This is a genomic window from Puniceibacterium confluentis (assembly GCF_007923445.1).
GTDB lineage: Bacteria > Pseudomonadota > Alphaproteobacteria > Rhodobacterales > Rhodobacteraceae > Puniceibacterium > Puniceibacterium confluentis.
Genome location: NZ_VOJI01000006.1, coordinates 114,088 through 129,640 on the forward strand (window position 1 = coordinate 114,088; position 15,553 = coordinate 129,640).

Annotated in this window: 17 protein-coding genes and 1 pseudogene; 10 read left to right on the plus strand and 8 right to left on the minus strand. The window is 65.0% G+C overall.

The window, feature by feature from the left end:
• Nucleotides 1-2: 2 nt before the first annotated feature.
• The 6 genes from FOY53_RS08830 to FOY53_RS08850 form a co-directional block, all read right to left on the minus strand.
• Nucleotides 3-716, minus strand: coding sequence for a thioesterase II family protein (locus tag FOY53_RS08830; protein ID WP_146587868.1), 714 nt, complete (start codon nucleotides 714-716; stop codon nucleotides 3-5).
• A 7-nt stretch (nucleotides 717-723) separates the two neighbouring features.
• A complete protein-coding gene (locus FOY53_RS08835) occupies nucleotides 724-1,887 on the minus strand; it encodes a prohibitin family protein (protein WP_186766552.1) in 1,164 nt (387 codons plus the stop codon).
• A complete protein-coding gene (locus FOY53_RS08840; protein ID WP_146587872.1) occupies nucleotides 1,874-3,601 on the minus strand; it encodes an ATP-binding cassette domain-containing protein in 1,728 nt (575 codons plus the stop codon). Before FOY53_RS08840 ends, FOY53_RS08835 begins: the two co-directional genes overlap by 14 nt.
• A gap of 8 nt (nucleotides 3,602-3,609) precedes the next feature.
• Complete coding sequence (locus tag FOY53_RS23045) at nucleotides 3,610-3,771, minus strand: hypothetical protein (protein ID WP_186766553.1); 162 nt, start codon at nucleotides 3,769-3,771, stop codon at nucleotides 3,610-3,612.
• Between the two features lie 12 nt (nucleotides 3,772-3,783).
• Nucleotides 3,784-4,272, minus strand: coding sequence for a YcjF family protein (locus FOY53_RS08845; RefSeq protein ID WP_146587874.1), 489 nt, complete (start codon nucleotides 4,270-4,272; stop codon nucleotides 3,784-3,786).
• Between the two features lie 264 nt (nucleotides 4,273-4,536).
• Nucleotides 4,537-5,253 (minus strand): 4'-phosphopantetheinyl transferase family protein, encoded by a 717-nt coding sequence (locus tag FOY53_RS08850; RefSeq protein WP_186766554.1) that lies wholly within the window; start codon nucleotides 5,251-5,253, stop codon nucleotides 4,537-4,539.
• Between the two features lie 303 nt (nucleotides 5,254-5,556).
• Here FOY53_RS08850 and FOY53_RS08855 point away from each other — a divergent pair, with 303 nt between their 5' ends.
• The 9 genes from FOY53_RS08855 (at nucleotide 5,557) to FOY53_RS08895 (ending at nucleotide 13,502) form a co-directional block, all read left to right on the plus strand.
• Complete coding sequence (locus FOY53_RS08855) at nucleotides 5,557-6,036, plus strand: acyl-CoA thioesterase (RefSeq protein ID WP_146587878.1); 480 nt, start codon at nucleotides 5,557-5,559, stop codon at nucleotides 6,034-6,036.
• A 166-nt stretch (nucleotides 6,037-6,202) separates the two neighbouring features.
• Nucleotides 6,203-6,916: a heparan-alpha-glucosaminide N-acetyltransferase gene (locus FOY53_RS08860; protein ID WP_146587880.1), complete on the plus strand. Its 714-nt coding sequence runs from the start codon at nucleotides 6,203-6,205 to the stop codon at nucleotides 6,914-6,916.
• Nucleotides 6,917-7,022: 106 nt separating this feature from the next.
• A complete protein-coding gene (locus FOY53_RS08865) occupies nucleotides 7,023-7,730 on the plus strand; it encodes a GntR family transcriptional regulator (RefSeq protein WP_146587882.1) in 708 nt (235 codons plus the stop codon).
• A 1-nt stretch (nucleotide 7,731) separates the two neighbouring features.
• Nucleotides 7,732-8,775 carry an ADP-ribosylglycohydrolase family protein gene (locus FOY53_RS08870; RefSeq protein WP_146587884.1) on the plus strand — a complete coding sequence of 348 codons (1,044 nt, stop codon included), beginning with the start codon at nucleotides 7,732-7,734 and terminating at the stop codon, nucleotides 8,773-8,775.
• Nucleotides 8,772-9,710, plus strand: a complete 939-nt coding sequence (locus tag FOY53_RS08875) for a PfkB family carbohydrate kinase (protein WP_146587886.1) — start codon at nucleotides 8,772-8,774, stop codon at nucleotides 9,708-9,710. Before FOY53_RS08870 ends, FOY53_RS08875 begins: the two co-directional genes overlap by 4 nt.
• A gap of 41 nt (nucleotides 9,711-9,751) precedes the next feature.
• A complete protein-coding gene (locus tag FOY53_RS08880) occupies nucleotides 9,752-10,783 on the plus strand; it encodes an ABC transporter substrate-binding protein (RefSeq protein WP_146587888.1) in 1,032 nt (343 codons plus the stop codon).
• Between the two features lie 21 nt (nucleotides 10,784-10,804).
• Complete coding sequence (locus FOY53_RS08885; RefSeq protein WP_146587890.1) at nucleotides 10,805-11,668, plus strand: ABC transporter permease; 864 nt, start codon at nucleotides 10,805-10,807, stop codon at nucleotides 11,666-11,668.
• Nucleotides 11,665-12,450 (plus strand): ABC transporter permease, encoded by a 786-nt coding sequence (locus FOY53_RS08890; protein WP_146587892.1) that lies wholly within the window; start codon nucleotides 11,665-11,667, stop codon nucleotides 12,448-12,450. The genes FOY53_RS08885 and FOY53_RS08890 overlap by 4 nt, the downstream gene beginning before the upstream one ends.
• Nucleotides 12,450-13,502, plus strand: a complete 1,053-nt coding sequence (locus FOY53_RS08895; RefSeq protein ID WP_146587894.1) for an ABC transporter ATP-binding protein — start codon at nucleotides 12,450-12,452, stop codon at nucleotides 13,500-13,502. Before FOY53_RS08890 ends, FOY53_RS08895 begins: the two co-directional genes overlap by 1 nt.
• A gap of 64 nt (nucleotides 13,503-13,566) precedes the next feature.
• Here FOY53_RS08895 and FOY53_RS24065 read toward each other — a convergent pair whose 3' ends face one another.
• Together FOY53_RS24065 and FOY53_RS08900 are read right to left on the minus strand one after the other, a co-directional pair.
• A complete protein-coding gene (locus FOY53_RS24065; protein ID WP_342784072.1) occupies nucleotides 13,567-13,785 on the minus strand; it encodes a hypothetical protein in 219 nt (72 codons plus the stop codon).
• A gap of 31 nt (nucleotides 13,786-13,816) precedes the next feature.
• Nucleotides 13,817-14,743, minus strand: a pseudogene (locus FOY53_RS08900) (MFS transporter); the annotation flags it as partial.
• A 250-nt stretch (nucleotides 14,744-14,993) separates the two neighbouring features.
• On the opposite strand from FOY53_RS08900, the gene FOY53_RS08905 reads away from it, so the two are divergent.
• On the plus strand, nucleotides 14,994-15,458 hold the full coding sequence (locus FOY53_RS08905; protein ID WP_186766555.1) for a heme-degrading domain-containing protein: 465 nt from the start codon (nucleotides 14,994-14,996) through the stop codon (nucleotides 15,456-15,458).
• Nucleotides 15,459-15,553 lie beyond the last annotated feature (95 nt).

Sequence of the window (15,553 nt, forward strand, 5' to 3'; positions counted from 1 at the left end):
TGTCAGCCGGGCGGTGCGGGAGCACCGGTCAGTTCACACAGCGATTGCGTCATGCGGTGCAAGACTGCGGCGGGCGCATCGCGCAGAAAGAAGTGCCCGCCGTCAAATCGGTGATGGTCAAAGGCGCAGCCCGCGTCCGACCAGCCCGCCATGTCGTCGCTCGCCACCAGCGGGTCCTGAAGCCCCGAGAGGGCAATGACCGGAATGGGCAGCCGGGCCACCTGTCCCGGATCAAAGGTTTCTATCACCGCAAGATCGGCCCGCAGTACCGGCTCCATCAGATCCCAGAGCTCGGGGTAGGTGTCATAGGCAAGGTTGGCGGGGTCGTAGGCGCGCAGCCGTGCCCGAAGGTCGGTCCCGCCCAGCCGATGCATCTGCACATCGCGCCGCAGGGGCGGTGGTCGACAGGCCGACACCACCAGCGCCTGTGGCAACGTCCGGCCAAACCGCATCCGGCGCAGGCAGAGCGCATAGGCGACGATGCCACCCATGGAATGACCGAAAAGGATATGCGGCCGCTGCCACGAAGCTTCCAGATGCGTCTCCAGCCAGTCGAGCAGGGGGGACATCCGGGCAAAGGGTGTCTCGCCGATCCGGCCTTCGCGCCCCGGCAGGCAGACCGGACAGACCCGCAACCCCGGACCCGCCTGTTGCGTCCAGGGATGGAAAATCGAAGTGCCGCCACCGGCATAGGGCAGACAGATCAGATCGCGCATCGCCGTCTCATGGACTGTCGGGCTGAGGATCGGGCTGCGGCTCGGTTGCCGCGGAGGGGCCTCTCAGCTGTTCAACCGGGGCAAAGACGGACTCCCCGGACACTTCGCCGTTTTCAAGGTGGCCGGAGGCACCGTCGGGGTTCGGGCGCTGGGTCACGATCTGACCGTCACCGGTTTCGGTGATGTCCATTTTCAGAGGCGGGAGCAGCGGGCCGGTGTTCGTCGAGGGCTTCTGCGGGGTCAGGTCCATGCCCTGTGTGCTGGTGTCGAGGATAAGCGGCAGACCGGTCTCGGAATTGCCGATCACCACCACCTTGGCATTGTTGGATTCCGCCAGTCGCAGTGTCGCCTCGATCCCGCGCCAGCGCAGATAGCTCTCGGAAATCGCCGGAGAGACAATTTCCTGAAACCGGCGGATGCCGTGGCCCTCGATCTCCTTGCGGTCACTCTCCAGCCGTTCGGTCTGGACCCGGAACTTGTACTCCTCGACCCGTTGCGCCTGTTCGAGCTTCAGTTCGATCGCCTCCTGCAGGGCCCTCGGCAGGCGCACGCTCTTGATCAGCGTGTCTTCGAGCACCACCAGATCGGCGGTGTCATTCTGCGTCTCGTGCCGGCCGATGCCGTTGGGGTAGTCGTGCGTCACCACACGTTCGTAGATCTCGGTCTGCACCTCGTCGCGCAATACGCTGTACAGCTTTTCCGCTTCGTGCCGCGAGATCACCTCGCGGGCGACGGACCCGACCACCGGCACCAGCAGCGTCTGCAGGTAGTTGAGACCCACGTTGGTATTGAGCTCGACAATGTTGTTTTTCACCGCGCGCCAGCGAAAGGTCAGCGTGATCTCCATGTGCAGGCCGTCGCTCGAGACCACTTCGTAGACCTGGTCAAAGGTTTGCAGGCGCACGTCGTAGGTATAGAACTTGTCCCACGGCAGAATGACATGCACACCTTCCTCAAGCGGCCCCTCGGAAATCCTGTCGCTCCAGGACACCCGGTGCCAGACCACGCTGGTATGGCCCACAGGGGTGGTGTGCACCATCAGATCCCACAACAGCACCAAGGCAACGATGCCGATCAGGATCGCAAAGCTCAGACCATTGGTAAGGTGCCGCAGGCGTGTCTTGCGGCGGGGGGAGAGTCCGGGAGCGCGGGGCCGGTCAGCTGGGGTCATCTTGTCCCTCACGGTGCAGGCGTCCGGACGCCATGTGGACTCTTCGGTCACAACAGTCGAAATACTGTTCGTCATGCGTCGCCGCGAGGATGGTCTTTCCCGAATCGCGCAGCGCCGGCAGGATCTGGCGGTAGAACCGCCGCCGGGTTTCCGGGTCCTGATCCGCGGCCCATTCGTCCAGGATCAGAACCTGACGGTCCTCGGCCAGCGCCAGCGCCAGTCCCAACCGCTTTTTCTGACCGGTGGAGAGTGCTCCCGGGTCTATGGTGCGCAGGTCGGGGCCGAATTTGTCACGGATGCCCATTTCGTTCAGCCAGTGCGCAAAGCGTTCGAGCCCCGCGTCGTCCAGGCCGTATGGCTTTGGAAACACGTGGAAATCGGCAAAGACGGTGGAAAACAGATTGCGGTAACATTGCTGCGGAAACAGCGGAACCGTGTCGCCGTTCAGCACGATGTCGCCGGAACGGCGCGGATACAGCCCGGTCAGCGCCCGCAGCAGCGTGGTCTTGCCCGACCCGTTGCCGCCGGTCATGAAAACGATTTCGTTGCGCGACAGGGCAAAATCGATGTCGGTGATCGCAAAGCCCTGTTCGCCGCCATGCCGGTAACTGAGGTTCTCCAGTTCCAGTGTCTGGAACGGCGGCGCGGCCTCTGTCGTCGCGACCTGAAGGTCCGGTGCCGCCAGAGCGGCGACCCGCGCCTGGAAGGCATCAATTTCCGACAGCGCGAACTGTGCCGTCGTCACCTGCTGGAAGGTCTGTACCACGGCGCTGATCGGTCCCAACAGGAAGATCACCGCAATCATGATCCGCGAGATGTCGCCCGAAGAGTCCGGAGAGACCAGCGGCATGATGAACACCACCGATCCGGCCATGAGGTAGGACGCGGAATTGCCGGTGGCCAGCATGCCGGCAAAATGTGCCGCGGCATTGCTGCGGCTTTCCGCCAGCTTCGCCGACCGGTTCTGCACATCCATGTGAAAATCGTGGCGTCGCTCCGGGTTCAGGCTCAGTTCCTTGGCGCCGCGCACCAGCCCTTCGGTAATCTCGCGGTAGGACTCCTCGGCCTGAGTGGCACGCCGCATGTCGTCGTCGAGCAGACTGCGGCTGCTGAGGAATCCCGCGACCGTCAGCACCACGACGACAGTGGTGAGCAGCGCCGCCAAAGGTGACAGGAACACCAGATAGGCGAACATGAACAGCAGCAGGATCATCCCTTCGGCGCCCGCAATGATCGGCACCAGAGTCTGCGACAAGGCGGAGTAGTGCGCGCCGACGCCATCCATCACGGTGCGCAGGCCAACGGCCTGGATATCCTCAAGCGACAGGCTGAGGACATCCTCGGAGGTCGCCAGCCTGCGGTCGTGCAGCGCCAGTTCGATGGCCTGCGTCGCCTCGCGGATCAGGTAATTCTGCGCCCAGCGGTAGATGACCAGCAGCAGCAGAAACCCGAAGGCCATGATCCGGGAATAGCCGTGATACTCGACCTCGCGCGCCTCGGCGTTCAGCAGGTACAGCACCACCGTGCCGCAGGTGGCGGACAGGACGGCAACCAGCCCGAGATTGAGCAGGCCGGGCTTTCCGACGGAGGACCACAGCCGCAAAAGCCCGAAGCCCGGCGTCCTGGTCCGGGCTCCGCTTCCCGAGGCCATCAGCCTCAGAAGTTTTTCGCCCAGCCCGTCTGGACGCGCGGTTTGGAAGGCCTTTCTGATCATGTGGACAACTAATGCTTGGGCTGGGTCAGCAAAAGCATGATGGCCATGATCAGCGGCGTCAGGATGATTGCAATCAGGAACGAGCCGCCGAACCCCAGGGCGCGGTCCCGACCGAACAGCCCCACAATCGCACAGAGGCTAAGGTAGGTTATGACGACGACCGGGTGCATCAAGAGGGCGGCCTATTTGGCTCTCGCGGACGAGAACTCCTCTTGCAGGTCTTTCTTGATCGCCTCGACGCTGAAATCGAGCATGGATCCGCCGCCTTCGAAGTGGCGCACGAAGACCTTGCCGATGGCATAGGTCGAGGCGGCGGCAAAGGCGGCCATGCCCGCGCTGCCGATCAGCGTGCCGCTGAACGGGATCAGCTTGACCGAGGATCCCAGCAGGCTGGTGCTGACGGCGGCGGGCGCGAGGGTGCCCAACAGCGACGTGATCAGCGCCTTGAGGGTCTGTTCGTCTGCTTCCATTCCGTAGGCGGCCGAGATTTTGCGCACCATCTGCACCTGGACCGCGCCAATGGCGAGCAGGTCCAGATACGGCACCGGCACCACGCCACCCGCAGCCGACCATTTTACCGAGGACGAAATGATTTCGGCAACCTTGCCGTGTCGAGCCTCTACTGCGGTTGCGGTCTTTTCATCTTCTTTGGAGAGTGCTGCAGTCGCCATTGTATCACCTCTTGTCGTATTGAAAAAAGTCGTTCAGGAAACCTTAAGGTTGAAAAATTTGTCTTCCGCTACGTCATCGCCTGCACAAGTTATTCGTCACTGGCGTCTCAAAGTCCAACTTTTTTTGCCCGCAGCGCCAAGATTTTTCGGTAAATTAACGCCGAAAAATGTCTTGAATTTATGTGGGCGGATGCATCGGAATAGCTGGAAATGCCATGAAAACAGACTGATCTTGCGGGATGCCGGACAATTCCGCCGCGGCCATTATGGACCGGTGTTCGCATCAGTCCCGCGTGCCGCAAGGGCGCAGAAGGTCAGGATATGCCCCTGCCAGCGTGCCGCGCGCACATACAACCTGTGCTGGTGCCCCAGTTGTTGCGACAGCTCGTCTGACAGCGCGAATACCAACTTGTCGCCGGACAGGGACAACAGCCGTGCCTGGTGGAAATCGACGAACCGCTGCACCGTAGGGTAGATCGCCTTGTAGATGGCTTCCTTGGACGAGAACAGCAGGGTAAAGCCCACCTCGGCCCAGTCCGTGCCCGCCAGTGGTTCGAATTCGGAGGGACAATATATGCGTGGTGCCAGGCGCCGCCCTTCCTGCGCCGGGACGGGAAGTTCGATGTCGATGCCCAGTCCGGCAAACTGCCGTGCCGGACCTGCCACGCATAGGGCGACCGCCGCGCTGTGGGTCAGGCTGCCGGTCACGCCTGTCGGCCACACGGGCGCGCGGTCCGGGCCGAACTCAGGCCATTCGCTGGCGTCGATGTTCGCGGCGGCTGGCGCCGGGGACAGGCGTTGCATCGCCCTTCGGGCGCAGGTCCGCCCGGCCCGGTATTCCCCCCTGCGTTTGGCGACGGCGCGGTCGAGGGCCGGGGGCAGGGCGACCCCCAGAGCCGCCATCTCCCCGCCATCCAGAGCCATCGCAGCGGCGCAGCGCCCGTCCTGTTCCAGCCAGTGTGGCAGTGGCGAAAGATCCAAGACGTCATCCTTTGATTTCCGTTGCGGCCCGGAGGGATCGCGCACGGCACCGTTTGCACCGCACCGCCGCGCAAACGTCAAGCGTTTGCTGGCACCGCAGTCGCTCGCGCCTCCGCGGGCGGCGCTGCAAAATCCGGTGCAGGTCCAGGGCTGAGACACGCCGCTATCCGGCAAATTATCCGGATGCATGGCACCCGCTGCTTCCGGTTCTGCGCGGCGGCAGTTCGGTTGGCTCCAAGATTGCGTAAGTGGCGGCGGCGGTTATGGTTGTCAGCGATCCAATGACCGAAAGGACGGCACGATATGGACCCCCGCAAGCTCGAAATGACGGTGCTGATGACGCCCGATATGGCGAATTTCAGCGGCAAGGTACACGGCGGGGCGCTTCTCAACCTGTTGGACCGTGTCGCCTTTTCCTGTGCCTCGCGGTTTTCGCAGCGCTATGCCGTGACGTTGTCGGTGGATCAGGTTGTCTTCAAGGAACCTGTCAATGTGGGCGAGCTGGTGACCTTTCGGGCCAGCGTGAACCACGCCGGACGCACCTCGATGGAGATTGGCATCAGGGTCGAATCCGAAGACATCCGCAGTGGCGCCCGGCGTCACACCAACTCGTGCTATTTTACCATGGTGGCGATGGGAGACGACGGACGGCCGGCAATGGTGCCGGAACTTGAGCTGCGCACCGATATCGAAAACCGGCGCAACCGCGCCGCCGTGATGCGCCGCGATCTGCGCCGTCAATTCGAAGCTGACATGCGCCGGGTCGCCGAAGGCGAGGTCTAGCACATATGCGACAGGCGGATCCGCTGGCGAAACCCTGCACCGTGACCTTGCGGTGCGGCTGCGACCGCGTGGAGATTGCGGTCGCGTTGCGAATCCGGCCGACGTGACGGGCGCGGGCAGACCGTCAGTGGCGCCAGTTGCCACCCGCGTGCCGCCACCGGGGCCAATGCCGCGATTGCTGGTGGTGGATCTGGCACGAACCGCGGCGCTGCTGGGCATGATCCTGTTTCACCTGGTGCGGGATCTCGAGATCTTTGGTCTGGCCGCGCCGGGCACAACGCTGTCCGGGGGCTGGGCCGTGTTTGCGCGGAGTGTGGCGGGCAGTTTTCTGTTCCTGTCGGGTGTCAGCCTGGTGCTGGCGCAGCAAGGGCATCGGCGCTGGCGCAATTTTGCGCGACGGCTTGTCGTGCTGGCCGGTGCTGCGGCGGCGATCAGCCTCGCAACCTTTCTGGCGGTGCCCGGACAGTATGTCTTCTTTGGCATCCTGCACGCTATCGCCGTGTCGAGCGTTCTGGCGCTGCCGTTTCTGCGGTTGCCCGTCTGGATGTCCCTTGGAGGTGCGCTGCTGATCGTTCTTGCCGATCAGGCGCTGACGGCGCCGCCGTTCGATGCCGTGTGGATGAAGTGGACAGGGCTCAGTTCGGCCCCGCGTCCGTCCCTTGACTTCATCCCGCTGGTGCCGTGGTTCGCGCCGGTCCTGCTGGGGGTTTTTAGTGCCAGAACTGTCGCCGGGTTGCAGCTGCGCCCGGTGGTGCCGTCTGTGTCCCGGTGGCAGTGGCAGTGGCTGGCCTGGCCCGGGCGGCACAGTCTGATGATCTATCTGCTGCACCAGCCGGTATTGCTGGGCGCGCTGTGGCTGATCACCCGGTTTCTGCCATAGCGGCCGCGGCTGGCCACGCCGGTCACAGGCAACGGACCAGAATTTGGTTGACATATTTTTGAACCTGTTCAAACCTGTTCACAACAAGACTGAACAGGAGAGTGACGTGAGTCTGATCGGCGCCTCGAAATCGGCAGTCATCGCACATACGCTCGAGGCTGAAATCCGCTCTGGCCAGCTGGGGCGGGGCGATGCCCTTGGCAGCGAAAATGCATTGGTCCGGAGGTTTGCGGTCAGCCGGAACACCGTGCGCAAGGGGCTTGAGATCCTTGCCGACAAGGGCCTGATCACCACGCGAAGCGGCATCGGATCCTTTGTCACCTTTGGTGGCACCCCGATTGACAGCGCCGCCGGCTGGTCTGTGGCGCTGGCGTCCTCGGGGGACCGGCTGTCGTCGCGCGTGCTGGCGTTGCAGCGCCGTGCTTGCGAAATCAGCGATGGCCCGCTTGCGGCGGGGGCGGACTGTCTCTGCGTCGACCGGCTGCGCTTTCGCGACAGCACCGGGCAGGGCGTTTCGCTGGAACGCAGCCGCATCCCCTGGCGGTCCTCGCTCGCGGATGTGCTCGACTCCGGGCTGCGGGACGGTTCGCTGGATGCCACGCTCAAGGCGCACGGTCTCATCGGCACCAGCGGCGAGGAATGGGCCAATGTTCTGACCAGTCTCGCTCCGGAGGATGCGCGCCTCATGGGACGCGACAACGGGCAGCCGATGCTGCGGCTGCGGCGCCTGACCCGCGGCGCGGACGGAGCGGTGATCGAGTTTGTCGAAAGCATTCTCGACCCCGACCTGTTTGCCCTGCACATGGAGTTCTAGCATGGTGCAGGATGTCCTCAGCCCGGCCACGGACCGCGCCCGCGCCACGCTGTTGTGCCTGGCGGCAGGCGATGCGCTGGGGATGCCGTCGCAGACGTTGCCGCGGGAGGTGATCCGCGCGCGCTACGGTCGCATCACCACCTTTGTCGCGCCGTTCGCGGATCATCCGGTGTCGCACGGGCTGCGCGCCGGGCAGGTGACGGATGACACCGAACAGACGCTGCTGCTGGCGCATCGCCTGCTGGCCGCACCGGATCGCTTCGATGCCCGGGGCTGGAGCCGCGATCTGCTTGCGTGGGAAAGAGACGTGCGCGCCCGTGGCCTGCGCGACCTGCTCGGGCCGTCGTCCAGGGCGGCGCTGGATGCGATGCTGGCCGGAACGCCGGTTTCGGAAACCGGGCGCAACGGCACCACCAATGGCGCCGCGATGCGCATCGCTCCGGCCGGCATCGCCACGCCGCACGGCGATGTGGGGCGCCTCGTCGATCACGTCACAGAAACCTGCCAGGTGACCCACAACACCGGCGAAGCCATCGCGGCCGCTGCGGCCGTTGCGATGGTTGTCAGCCTGGGGATAGATGGCGCCAGCTTTGAACAGGCCGTACCGCGCGCACTGCAAGCGGCGATGCTGGGCCAGAAGCGCGGCCATGCCACGGGCCACGGCGACGTGGCGGGCAGGATCCGCGCCGCATTGGATCTGGCCGCCAGCGGCGCGACCGAAGAAGTGTTCGCAGCGACTGTCGGCACATCGGTTGCATCGGCGCAGTCGGTCGCGGCAGCCTTTGGACTTGTGCGGATGGCGGGCGGTGCGCCCTGGGGTGCCGCCCTGATCGCTGCCAATATCGGCGACGATACCGACACCATCGGTGCCATCGCCGGGGCCATGGCCGGGGCCTGTTGCGGATCACAGGGGGTGCCACCGGAAGTGCGCGCAACCCTGATGGCCGAGAACTGCCTGCCCATTGATGCCCTGGCTGCCGACCTTGTGGCGCTGCGAATGCGGCGTGGGGCCGCGCCGGGCTTTCCGGCGGAGAGCGCGTCATGACTCCTGCGACGACGCCACGGCTGTTGCAGATGTCCGGCGTCATCGCCGATCTGATCTACCGGGTGGAAACCGTGCCCCGGCCGGGGCAGGAGGCCATCGTCACCGACTTCGAGATCGCGCCGGGCGGCGGATTCAACGCGATGGTCGCCGCGCGTCAGGCCGGCATGCAGGTCAGCTATGGCGGCAGTCTCGGCACCGGTCCCTTTGCCGATGTGGTCGCGCGGGGGTTGCAGCGACACGCGATCGAGATTCTGCGCCAGCGTGACCCTGCCCGTGATCAGGGCTGCTGCACGGTGATGATCGACGCCGCGGGAGAACGCACCTTTGTTGCCGCCGCCGGCGCCGAAGGCCACCTGAGTGCATCCGAGATCGACGCGGTTGCAACAGAGCCCTTTGGCTGGACGCTGCTGTCGGGATATGCGCTGCACTACCGCGGGTCGCGCAGGGCTCTGGGGGACTGGCTGGCCAGAACCGATTTGCCAAACCTGGTTTTCGACCCTTCGCCGGTGGTCGCCGCACTGGACCCGGCGCTGTTAGCGGTCGCGGTCGGACGGGCCCGCTGGATCAGCGCGAACCTGGACGAGGCCCGGGTTATCGCCGGAACGATGCCGGCCCCCGAGGTGGCGTTGTGCCTGGCGCGGGGCCGTCCCGACGGCGGCGCCGTGCTGCGGGACGGGGCGCGGGGCTGTTATCTGGCGCAGGGCGGACAGGTAACGCACATTCCCGCGCTGGAGGTGCAGGCCGTCGACACCAATGGGGCCGGGGACACCCATGTCGGCAGTTTCATCGCCGAGCTGTCGCGCACCGGCGATGCGCTGCGGGCCGCGCGCTACGCCAATATCGCCGCCGCCCTGTCCACGACCCGCCACGGTCCTGCCACCGCGCCGACCCGGGCCGAGGTTCTCGGCCAGCTTGAAACACCCTTTGTCCCCTGAACCGATTGCAGAAGAAACGTTCCAACACGGAGGAAACCCCAATGAAACTTGCTGCCCTTCTGAGCACCGCCGCCCTGATGGCGACCCCGGCCCTGGCCGATGAGATCCGCGTTCTGAACTGGCAGGGCTACGGCACCGATCTGGGCTGGGCGACACAGGCCTTTGCCGAAGCGACGGGCCACAGCGTCACGCATGAGTATTTCAATTCCGAACAGGAAATGCTGACCAAGATGCGCACCAATCCCGGGGCCTATGACGTGGTTCTGATCAACGCCGCCTTCACGACGCAGGCCCAGGAAGAGGGGCTCATCGCCGCCATCGACCCGGCGCCGATGAAGAATTTTGCCGGTATCCCGGCGAACATGGCGCAGAATCCTGACCTGAACCCCGGTGGCGCGCTGCATGGGGTGCCCTGGACCTGGGGGCTGACATCCTTTGCGGTGAACACCAATGACGTCAAGGACATCCCGACCACGATCCAGGTGTTCTGGGATCCCGAATACAAGGGCAAGGTGTCGATCCGCGACGACGCGCTCGAGGCGGTGCAGTTCGCCGCCATCGCCACCGGACAGGACATCAACGACATTCAGGATCTCGAGGCCGTGCGGGAAAAACTGGCGGCGCTGATGCCGCAGATCAAGACCTACTGGGGGTCCGAGAACGACTGGAATCAATTCATGGCCTCGGGCGAATTCGAGGTGGCGACAATCTGGTCCGGTTCCGCCGCGCGGTCGCAGTCCAAGGGGCTGCCGGTCCAGTTCGTGGTGCCGCAGGAAGGCGCCATCGCCTGGCTTGACGGATTGTCGATTCCGGAATCCTCGACCCACAAAGAGGCGGCGCTGGCGTTCATCGACTGGATGATTGATCCCGCGTTCTATGTGAAATGGGATGCCGAGGGCGCGCCTGCCTCTGCGAACGGTGCCGCGGCCGCGGCGCTGCCGGACGAGTCGTTCAACAAGCGCGTGCTGGGTGATCCCGACGTTGTGGCCCGGGTGCAGTTCCAGCGTCCGGTCAGCGAGGAAAACCGCAAGGCCTATCTCGAGCTGTGGCAGGCCCTGAAGGCCGCGCAGTAAACGGTGGGGCAGGGGGCAACGATGGCCATTCATCCCGCTGGACAGCGCAGGCTGGGCGTTCTGGGCCTGCTGTCCCCCGCCTATCTGTGGCTGACGGTGGCGATCTTTCTGCCCCTGTCGGCGATGCTCTACTTTTCGGTCCTGTCGGATGTGCCCTTTGGCGACACCGACTGGCACTACAGTCTGGAAAACTACCGCGCCTTTTGGGAAAATCCGGTCTATGCCACCTTGCTGTGGAAATCCGTCAAGCTGGGTCTGATGGTCACCCTGGTCTCGGTTCTGGTCGGTTTTCCCTGCGCCTATGTGCTGGCCAAGGTGATCCGGGGGCGGGCGCGCGAGACGCTGTTTCTGCTGGTCATCCTGCCGTTCTGGTCCAACTCGCTGGTGCGGATCTTTTCCTGGGCCATCGTGTTGCGGGGCAACGGGGTGCTGGAACGGAGCCTGAATGCGATCCTGCCGTTCGAGGTGGATGTGAACCTGATGTTCTCGACCGCGGCGGTGGTGATCGGCCTGGTGCATTCGTACCTGCCCTACGTGATCCTGACCTCCTACCTCGGGTTGCAGGCGATCGACGACAGCCTGATCGACGCGGCGCGCTCGATGGGGGCGGGCAAGCTGACCATCCTGGCGCGGGTGATCCTGCCGCTGGCGCTGCCGGGGGTGCTGGCGGGCGCTGTTCTGATCTTTGTGCCGGTGGTCGGATCCTTCATGGAGCCGCGCATTCTGGGGGGCCGCGTCGGCACCTATTACGGCACGGTGATCGAGGATCAGTTTGTGGCGGTGTTCAACTGGCCGCTGGGTGCGGCGCTGTCCTTTGTCCTGCTGGCGGTGGTGCTGGGAATCCTGGCGCTGGCCAGCCCGATCCTGCGAAAGGCGCAGACATGAGCGCGCTGGCATACCGGACCCTTGGCCTGATCTGGCTGGGCGCGGTCCTGTTCTTTCTGTACGCGCCGATCCTGGTGATGGCGGCGATGTCGTTCAATGCGTCAGAATTTTATCAGCTGCCGTTCCGGTTTTCGACGCAGTGGTATGCACGGCTTGCGGACAATCAGGAAATACTGGATGCCGCCGCCCGCTCGGTGCTGATTGCGCTGTGCGTCACGGCGATTGCCACAACCCTCGGATCCATGGCGTCGATCGCGATGTTCCGCCACGAATTTCGCGGCAAGCGGCTGCTGCAGGTGCTGCTGTTCCCGCCCATTGCCATACCCTGGCTGATCACCGGCACCGCCATGCTGATCTTCTTTTTCGGCGTCGGCCTCGGGCGGGGGACGCCCGCGGTGATCATCGGTCACGTCGCGCTGGCGATCCCTTATGTCATTGTCGTGGTGACGGCCCGGCTTGCCACCTTCGACCCGACGCTGGAAGAGGCGGCGCGGGCATTGGGGGCGGATGCCTGGACCGTGACCCGCCGCGTCACCCTGCCGTGGATCGCGCCGGGGATCGTCGCCGGGGCCCTGTTTGCCTTTGCGGTCAGCTTTGACCAGTTCGTGGTCTCCTATTTCCTCAGTGAACCCGGAGACAGCACCCTGCCGGTGCTGATCTACACCGCGATCCGCAAGGGGTTCACCCCCGAGATCAATGCGATCTCGACCATCATCATCACGCTGTCGATGACGGTGATGCTGATTGCGGCCCGCTATTCCAAATTCGGAGGAGACCGCTGATGGCGCATGTCGATGTGACCAACCTGACCAAGACCTTCGGCACCTTCACGGCGCTGGACGATGTGACGATGGATTTCCCTGATGGCGGCTTTTTCGCGCTTCTGGGGCCGTCGGGCAGCGGCAAGACCACGCTGCTGCGCACCATCGCCGGGTTCCTGTTTCCCGACCGCGGCGCGGTCTGCATCGGTGGTCAGCCGGTCAGCGCGGTGCCGGTGGAAAAGCGTGATGTCGGCATGATGTTTCAGAACTACGCGCTGTTTCCCAACATGACCGTCGCGGACAACATCGGCTTTGGCCTGCGGGTGCGCAGGGTCGGGGCGGCGGAAGAGAGGCGGCGGGTGGGCGCGGCGCTGGAGCTGGTGCAGCTGGGCGACCTCGGAAACCGGCGCCCGCATCAGCTTTCGGGCGGACAACGCCAGCGCGTCGCTCTGGCCCGCGCAATCGTCACCAACCCGCGGGTGCTTCTGCTGGACGAGCCGCTGTCGGCGCTGGACAAGGCTCTGCGCATCGACATGCAGATCGAACTGAAGCGTATCCAGCGCGAGATCGGAATCACCACGATCTTTGTCACCCACGATCAGGAAGAGGCGATGACGCTGTCAGACCGGATCGGCATCCTGCGGGCCGGGCGGGTGGTTCAGTCGGGGCCGCCGCGCGATGTCTACAACGCGCCGCAGGACCTGTTCACCGCCGGGTTCCTCGGCGACGCCAACCTTCTGGAGGGACACGCCGACGGGACGCATCTGGTCCTGACCGACGGCACCCGCATCGAGCTGCCCGTTCGCCCGGGGGTGTTCGAGGCGTTTGCCGTGCGTCCCGAAAGCCTGACCCTCAGTGCCGACAGACCCCGGGGCGCGGGGATCAATGCCATTCCCGCGGTGCTGCGCCAGCGCATCTTTGCCGGCGCCATGGCCACCTGCATCGCCGAACGGGCCGGCCAGAGCTTCAAGGTTGTCGCGCGGGACAGGGACATGCCGGATCTGCCGGAAAACGGCGAAGTCTGGCTGAGCTGGGACCGGGACAGCACCCTGACGATCCCGCACGCCTCTTGATCACGGGCGGAACAGGGCGCCGGTGAGCCCGGACCGCGGGTCGTGGTGACGCAGCCGGGCGGCGTCAGGCGCAGAGCGCATGCGGAGAGCGACGGGACTCGGCATAGGCCACCGCCAGCACCACGATCCCGGCACCCGCCAATGCCGCCCCGACCAGTCCGGTCGATCCCCAGCCGTGGCCCGCCGAAAGCGCCAGCCCCGCAAGGAACGGGCCCAGAGCATTGGCGAAATTGAACGCCGCGTGGTTCAGCGTCGCCGCGAGTGTCTGCGTCGCCGGCCACATCCATCAGCCGCATCTGCAGCGGAATGACCAGCCCGGCGGTGGTGCCCAGCAACAGGATGCTCAGCACCATCAGTGGCCAGTTCCCCATCACCGCCGTATACACCAGCGGCACGACCATCATCCCGAACAGCAGAACCAGAGCACCGCCGAACCGCGACCACGACGCCAGGTGCCCGGCCACCACGTTGCCGGCCGTGGCTCCGATGCCAAAAGCCGAAAGCGTCAGCGGGATCGCCCAGGCCGGGGCATTTGTCGTGGCGATCATGGCCGCCGAGAGGTAGGAATAGACCGCAAACACACCGCCAAAGCCGATCGCGCCCACCAGCAGCGTCAGCCAGACTGCTCGGTTTTGCAGCGCGCCCAGTTCGCGCACCGGGCTGGCGGCGGCATCAGGCCGTTCCAGCGGCGCGAACTTCAGGATCATCGCCGTGCTCAGCAATGCCAGCGCCGTCACGATGATGAAGCAACTGCGCCAGCCCAATGCCTGACCGATGGCCTCTGCGGCGGGAACCCCGACCACATTCGCCAGGGTCAGCCCCATCAGCACCTGCGCGACACCGGCAGCGCGCCGCCCCTTGGGCAGCATGTCGGCGGCGAACAGCATTGCGATCCCCAGATAGGCGCCGTGCGGCAATCCGGCCAGCACCCGCGTCCCGGTCAGCGCCATCATCCCCGGCATGAACGCCGACAGCAGGTTGGCCAACCCGAAAAAGCCGATCAGCGCCGCAAGAAAGATCTTGCGCGGAACCCGGGCGCCGAGCACGGCCAACACCGGTGCGCCGATCACCACGCCCAGGGCATAGCCGCTGACTGCGTGGCCGGCGCTGGGTTCGGGCACGCCATAATCCAGCGCGTAATAGGGCAGCAGGCCCATGGCGGCAAATTCCGAAACCCCGATGGCAAACGCCCCCAGCGCAAGCGAAAGGATCGTCCAGCGGGTGCGGCGTTCTTCATACATACCGGAATTCCATCGAGAGGGTCATGCTGCAATGCAGAATGAGACCATAATGCCTGTGGCGAGGGCGACAATGCGGCAGTGCACATAGGTGCCCTGCAGATATTGCATGGCGCTCCGAAGCCAGGGGGGCGGGGTGCCTTGCCGAGGGCACAGGGCGATGCGGGCTGTTCGCTTTGCTGTCGCGCTGCTAGGCATGGCCGCAACAGTCGGCGCCCGCTGAACCGGGCCAGGTGTTGAAAGGATCTTCGGAATGACGGTGCAACAGCTTGAAGAGATCGCCGGACAGGAGGCGCGTTTGCGCCTGACCGGCTTTGACGAGGCGCAGGCCTGGAAGCTTGGGTGTCTTCTGGTGGAGAAGGGCAGGGCCGAAGGCCGGCCGATCGTGGTGAACATCCGCACGCCGGACAGCACTCTGTTTCATGCGGCGCTGTCCGGTGCCACGCCGGACAATGACCACTGGGCGCGCCGCAAATCGAATGTGACCCTGCGCTACCACCGCGCCTCGCTTGCCGTCGGGCTGTCGTTCAAGGCCAAAGGCATCCTGGTTCCCGGCGCAGAGCACGGGCTGGACCCGCAGGAATACGCGGTGCACGGCGGCAGCTTTCCGGTCCGCCTGACATCGGGACGGGTGATCGCGGCTGTGACCGTCTCGGGACTGGCCTCGGAAGAGGATCACGCGATGGTCGTAGAGGCGCTTGGCAGCCTGTTGGGCTGAGACGGGACGAGACACGGCACATAACGTGCGGTGCCCTGCCGGGGCCAGACCACGGCACAGGGTGCTTCGGGCCGGATTTCTGTCGGAAACAGGCC

Coding starts and splice junctions, on each gene's coding strand:
- FOY53_RS08830 (WP_146587868.1), bottom strand. CDS start 716: ATGCGCGATCTGATCTGTCTGCCCTATGCCGGTGGCGGCACTTCGATT.
- FOY53_RS08835 (WP_186766552.1), bottom strand. CDS start 1,887: ATGACCCCAGCTGACCGGCCCCGCGCTCCCGGACTCTCCCCCCGCCGC.
- FOY53_RS08840 (WP_146587872.1), bottom strand. CDS start 3,601: ATGATCAGAAAGGCCTTCCAAACCGCGCGTCCAGACGGGCTGGGCGAA.
- FOY53_RS23045 (WP_186766553.1), bottom strand. CDS start 3,771: ATGCACCCGGTCGTCGTCATAACCTACCTTAGCCTCTGTGCGATTGTG.
- FOY53_RS08845 (WP_146587874.1), bottom strand. CDS start 4,272: ATGGCGACTGCAGCACTCTCCAAAGAAGATGAAAAGACCGCAACCGCA.
- FOY53_RS08855 (WP_146587878.1), top strand. CDS start 5,557: ATGGACCCCCGCAAGCTCGAAATGACGGTGCTGATGACGCCCGATATG.
- FOY53_RS08860 (WP_146587880.1), top strand. CDS start 6,203: ATGCCGCGATTGCTGGTGGTGGATCTGGCACGAACCGCGGCGCTGCTG.
- FOY53_RS08870 (WP_146587884.1), top strand. CDS start 7,732: ATGGTGCAGGATGTCCTCAGCCCGGCCACGGACCGCGCCCGCGCCACG.
- FOY53_RS08875 (WP_146587886.1), top strand. CDS start 8,772: ATGACTCCTGCGACGACGCCACGGCTGTTGCAGATGTCCGGCGTCATC.
- FOY53_RS08880 (WP_146587888.1), top strand. CDS start 9,752: ATGAAACTTGCTGCCCTTCTGAGCACCGCCGCCCTGATGGCGACCCCG.
- FOY53_RS08885 (WP_146587890.1), top strand. CDS start 10,805: ATGGCCATTCATCCCGCTGGACAGCGCAGGCTGGGCGTTCTGGGCCTG.
- FOY53_RS08890 (WP_146587892.1), top strand. CDS start 11,665: ATGAGCGCGCTGGCATACCGGACCCTTGGCCTGATCTGGCTGGGCGCG.
- FOY53_RS08895 (WP_146587894.1), top strand. CDS start 12,450: ATGGCGCATGTCGATGTGACCAACCTGACCAAGACCTTCGGCACCTTC.
- FOY53_RS24065 (WP_342784072.1), bottom strand. CDS start 13,785: ATGTGGCCGGCGACGCAGACACTCGCGGCGACGCTGAACCACGCGGCG.
- FOY53_RS08905 (WP_186766555.1), top strand. CDS start 14,994: ATGACGGTGCAACAGCTTGAAGAGATCGCCGGACAGGAGGCGCGTTTG.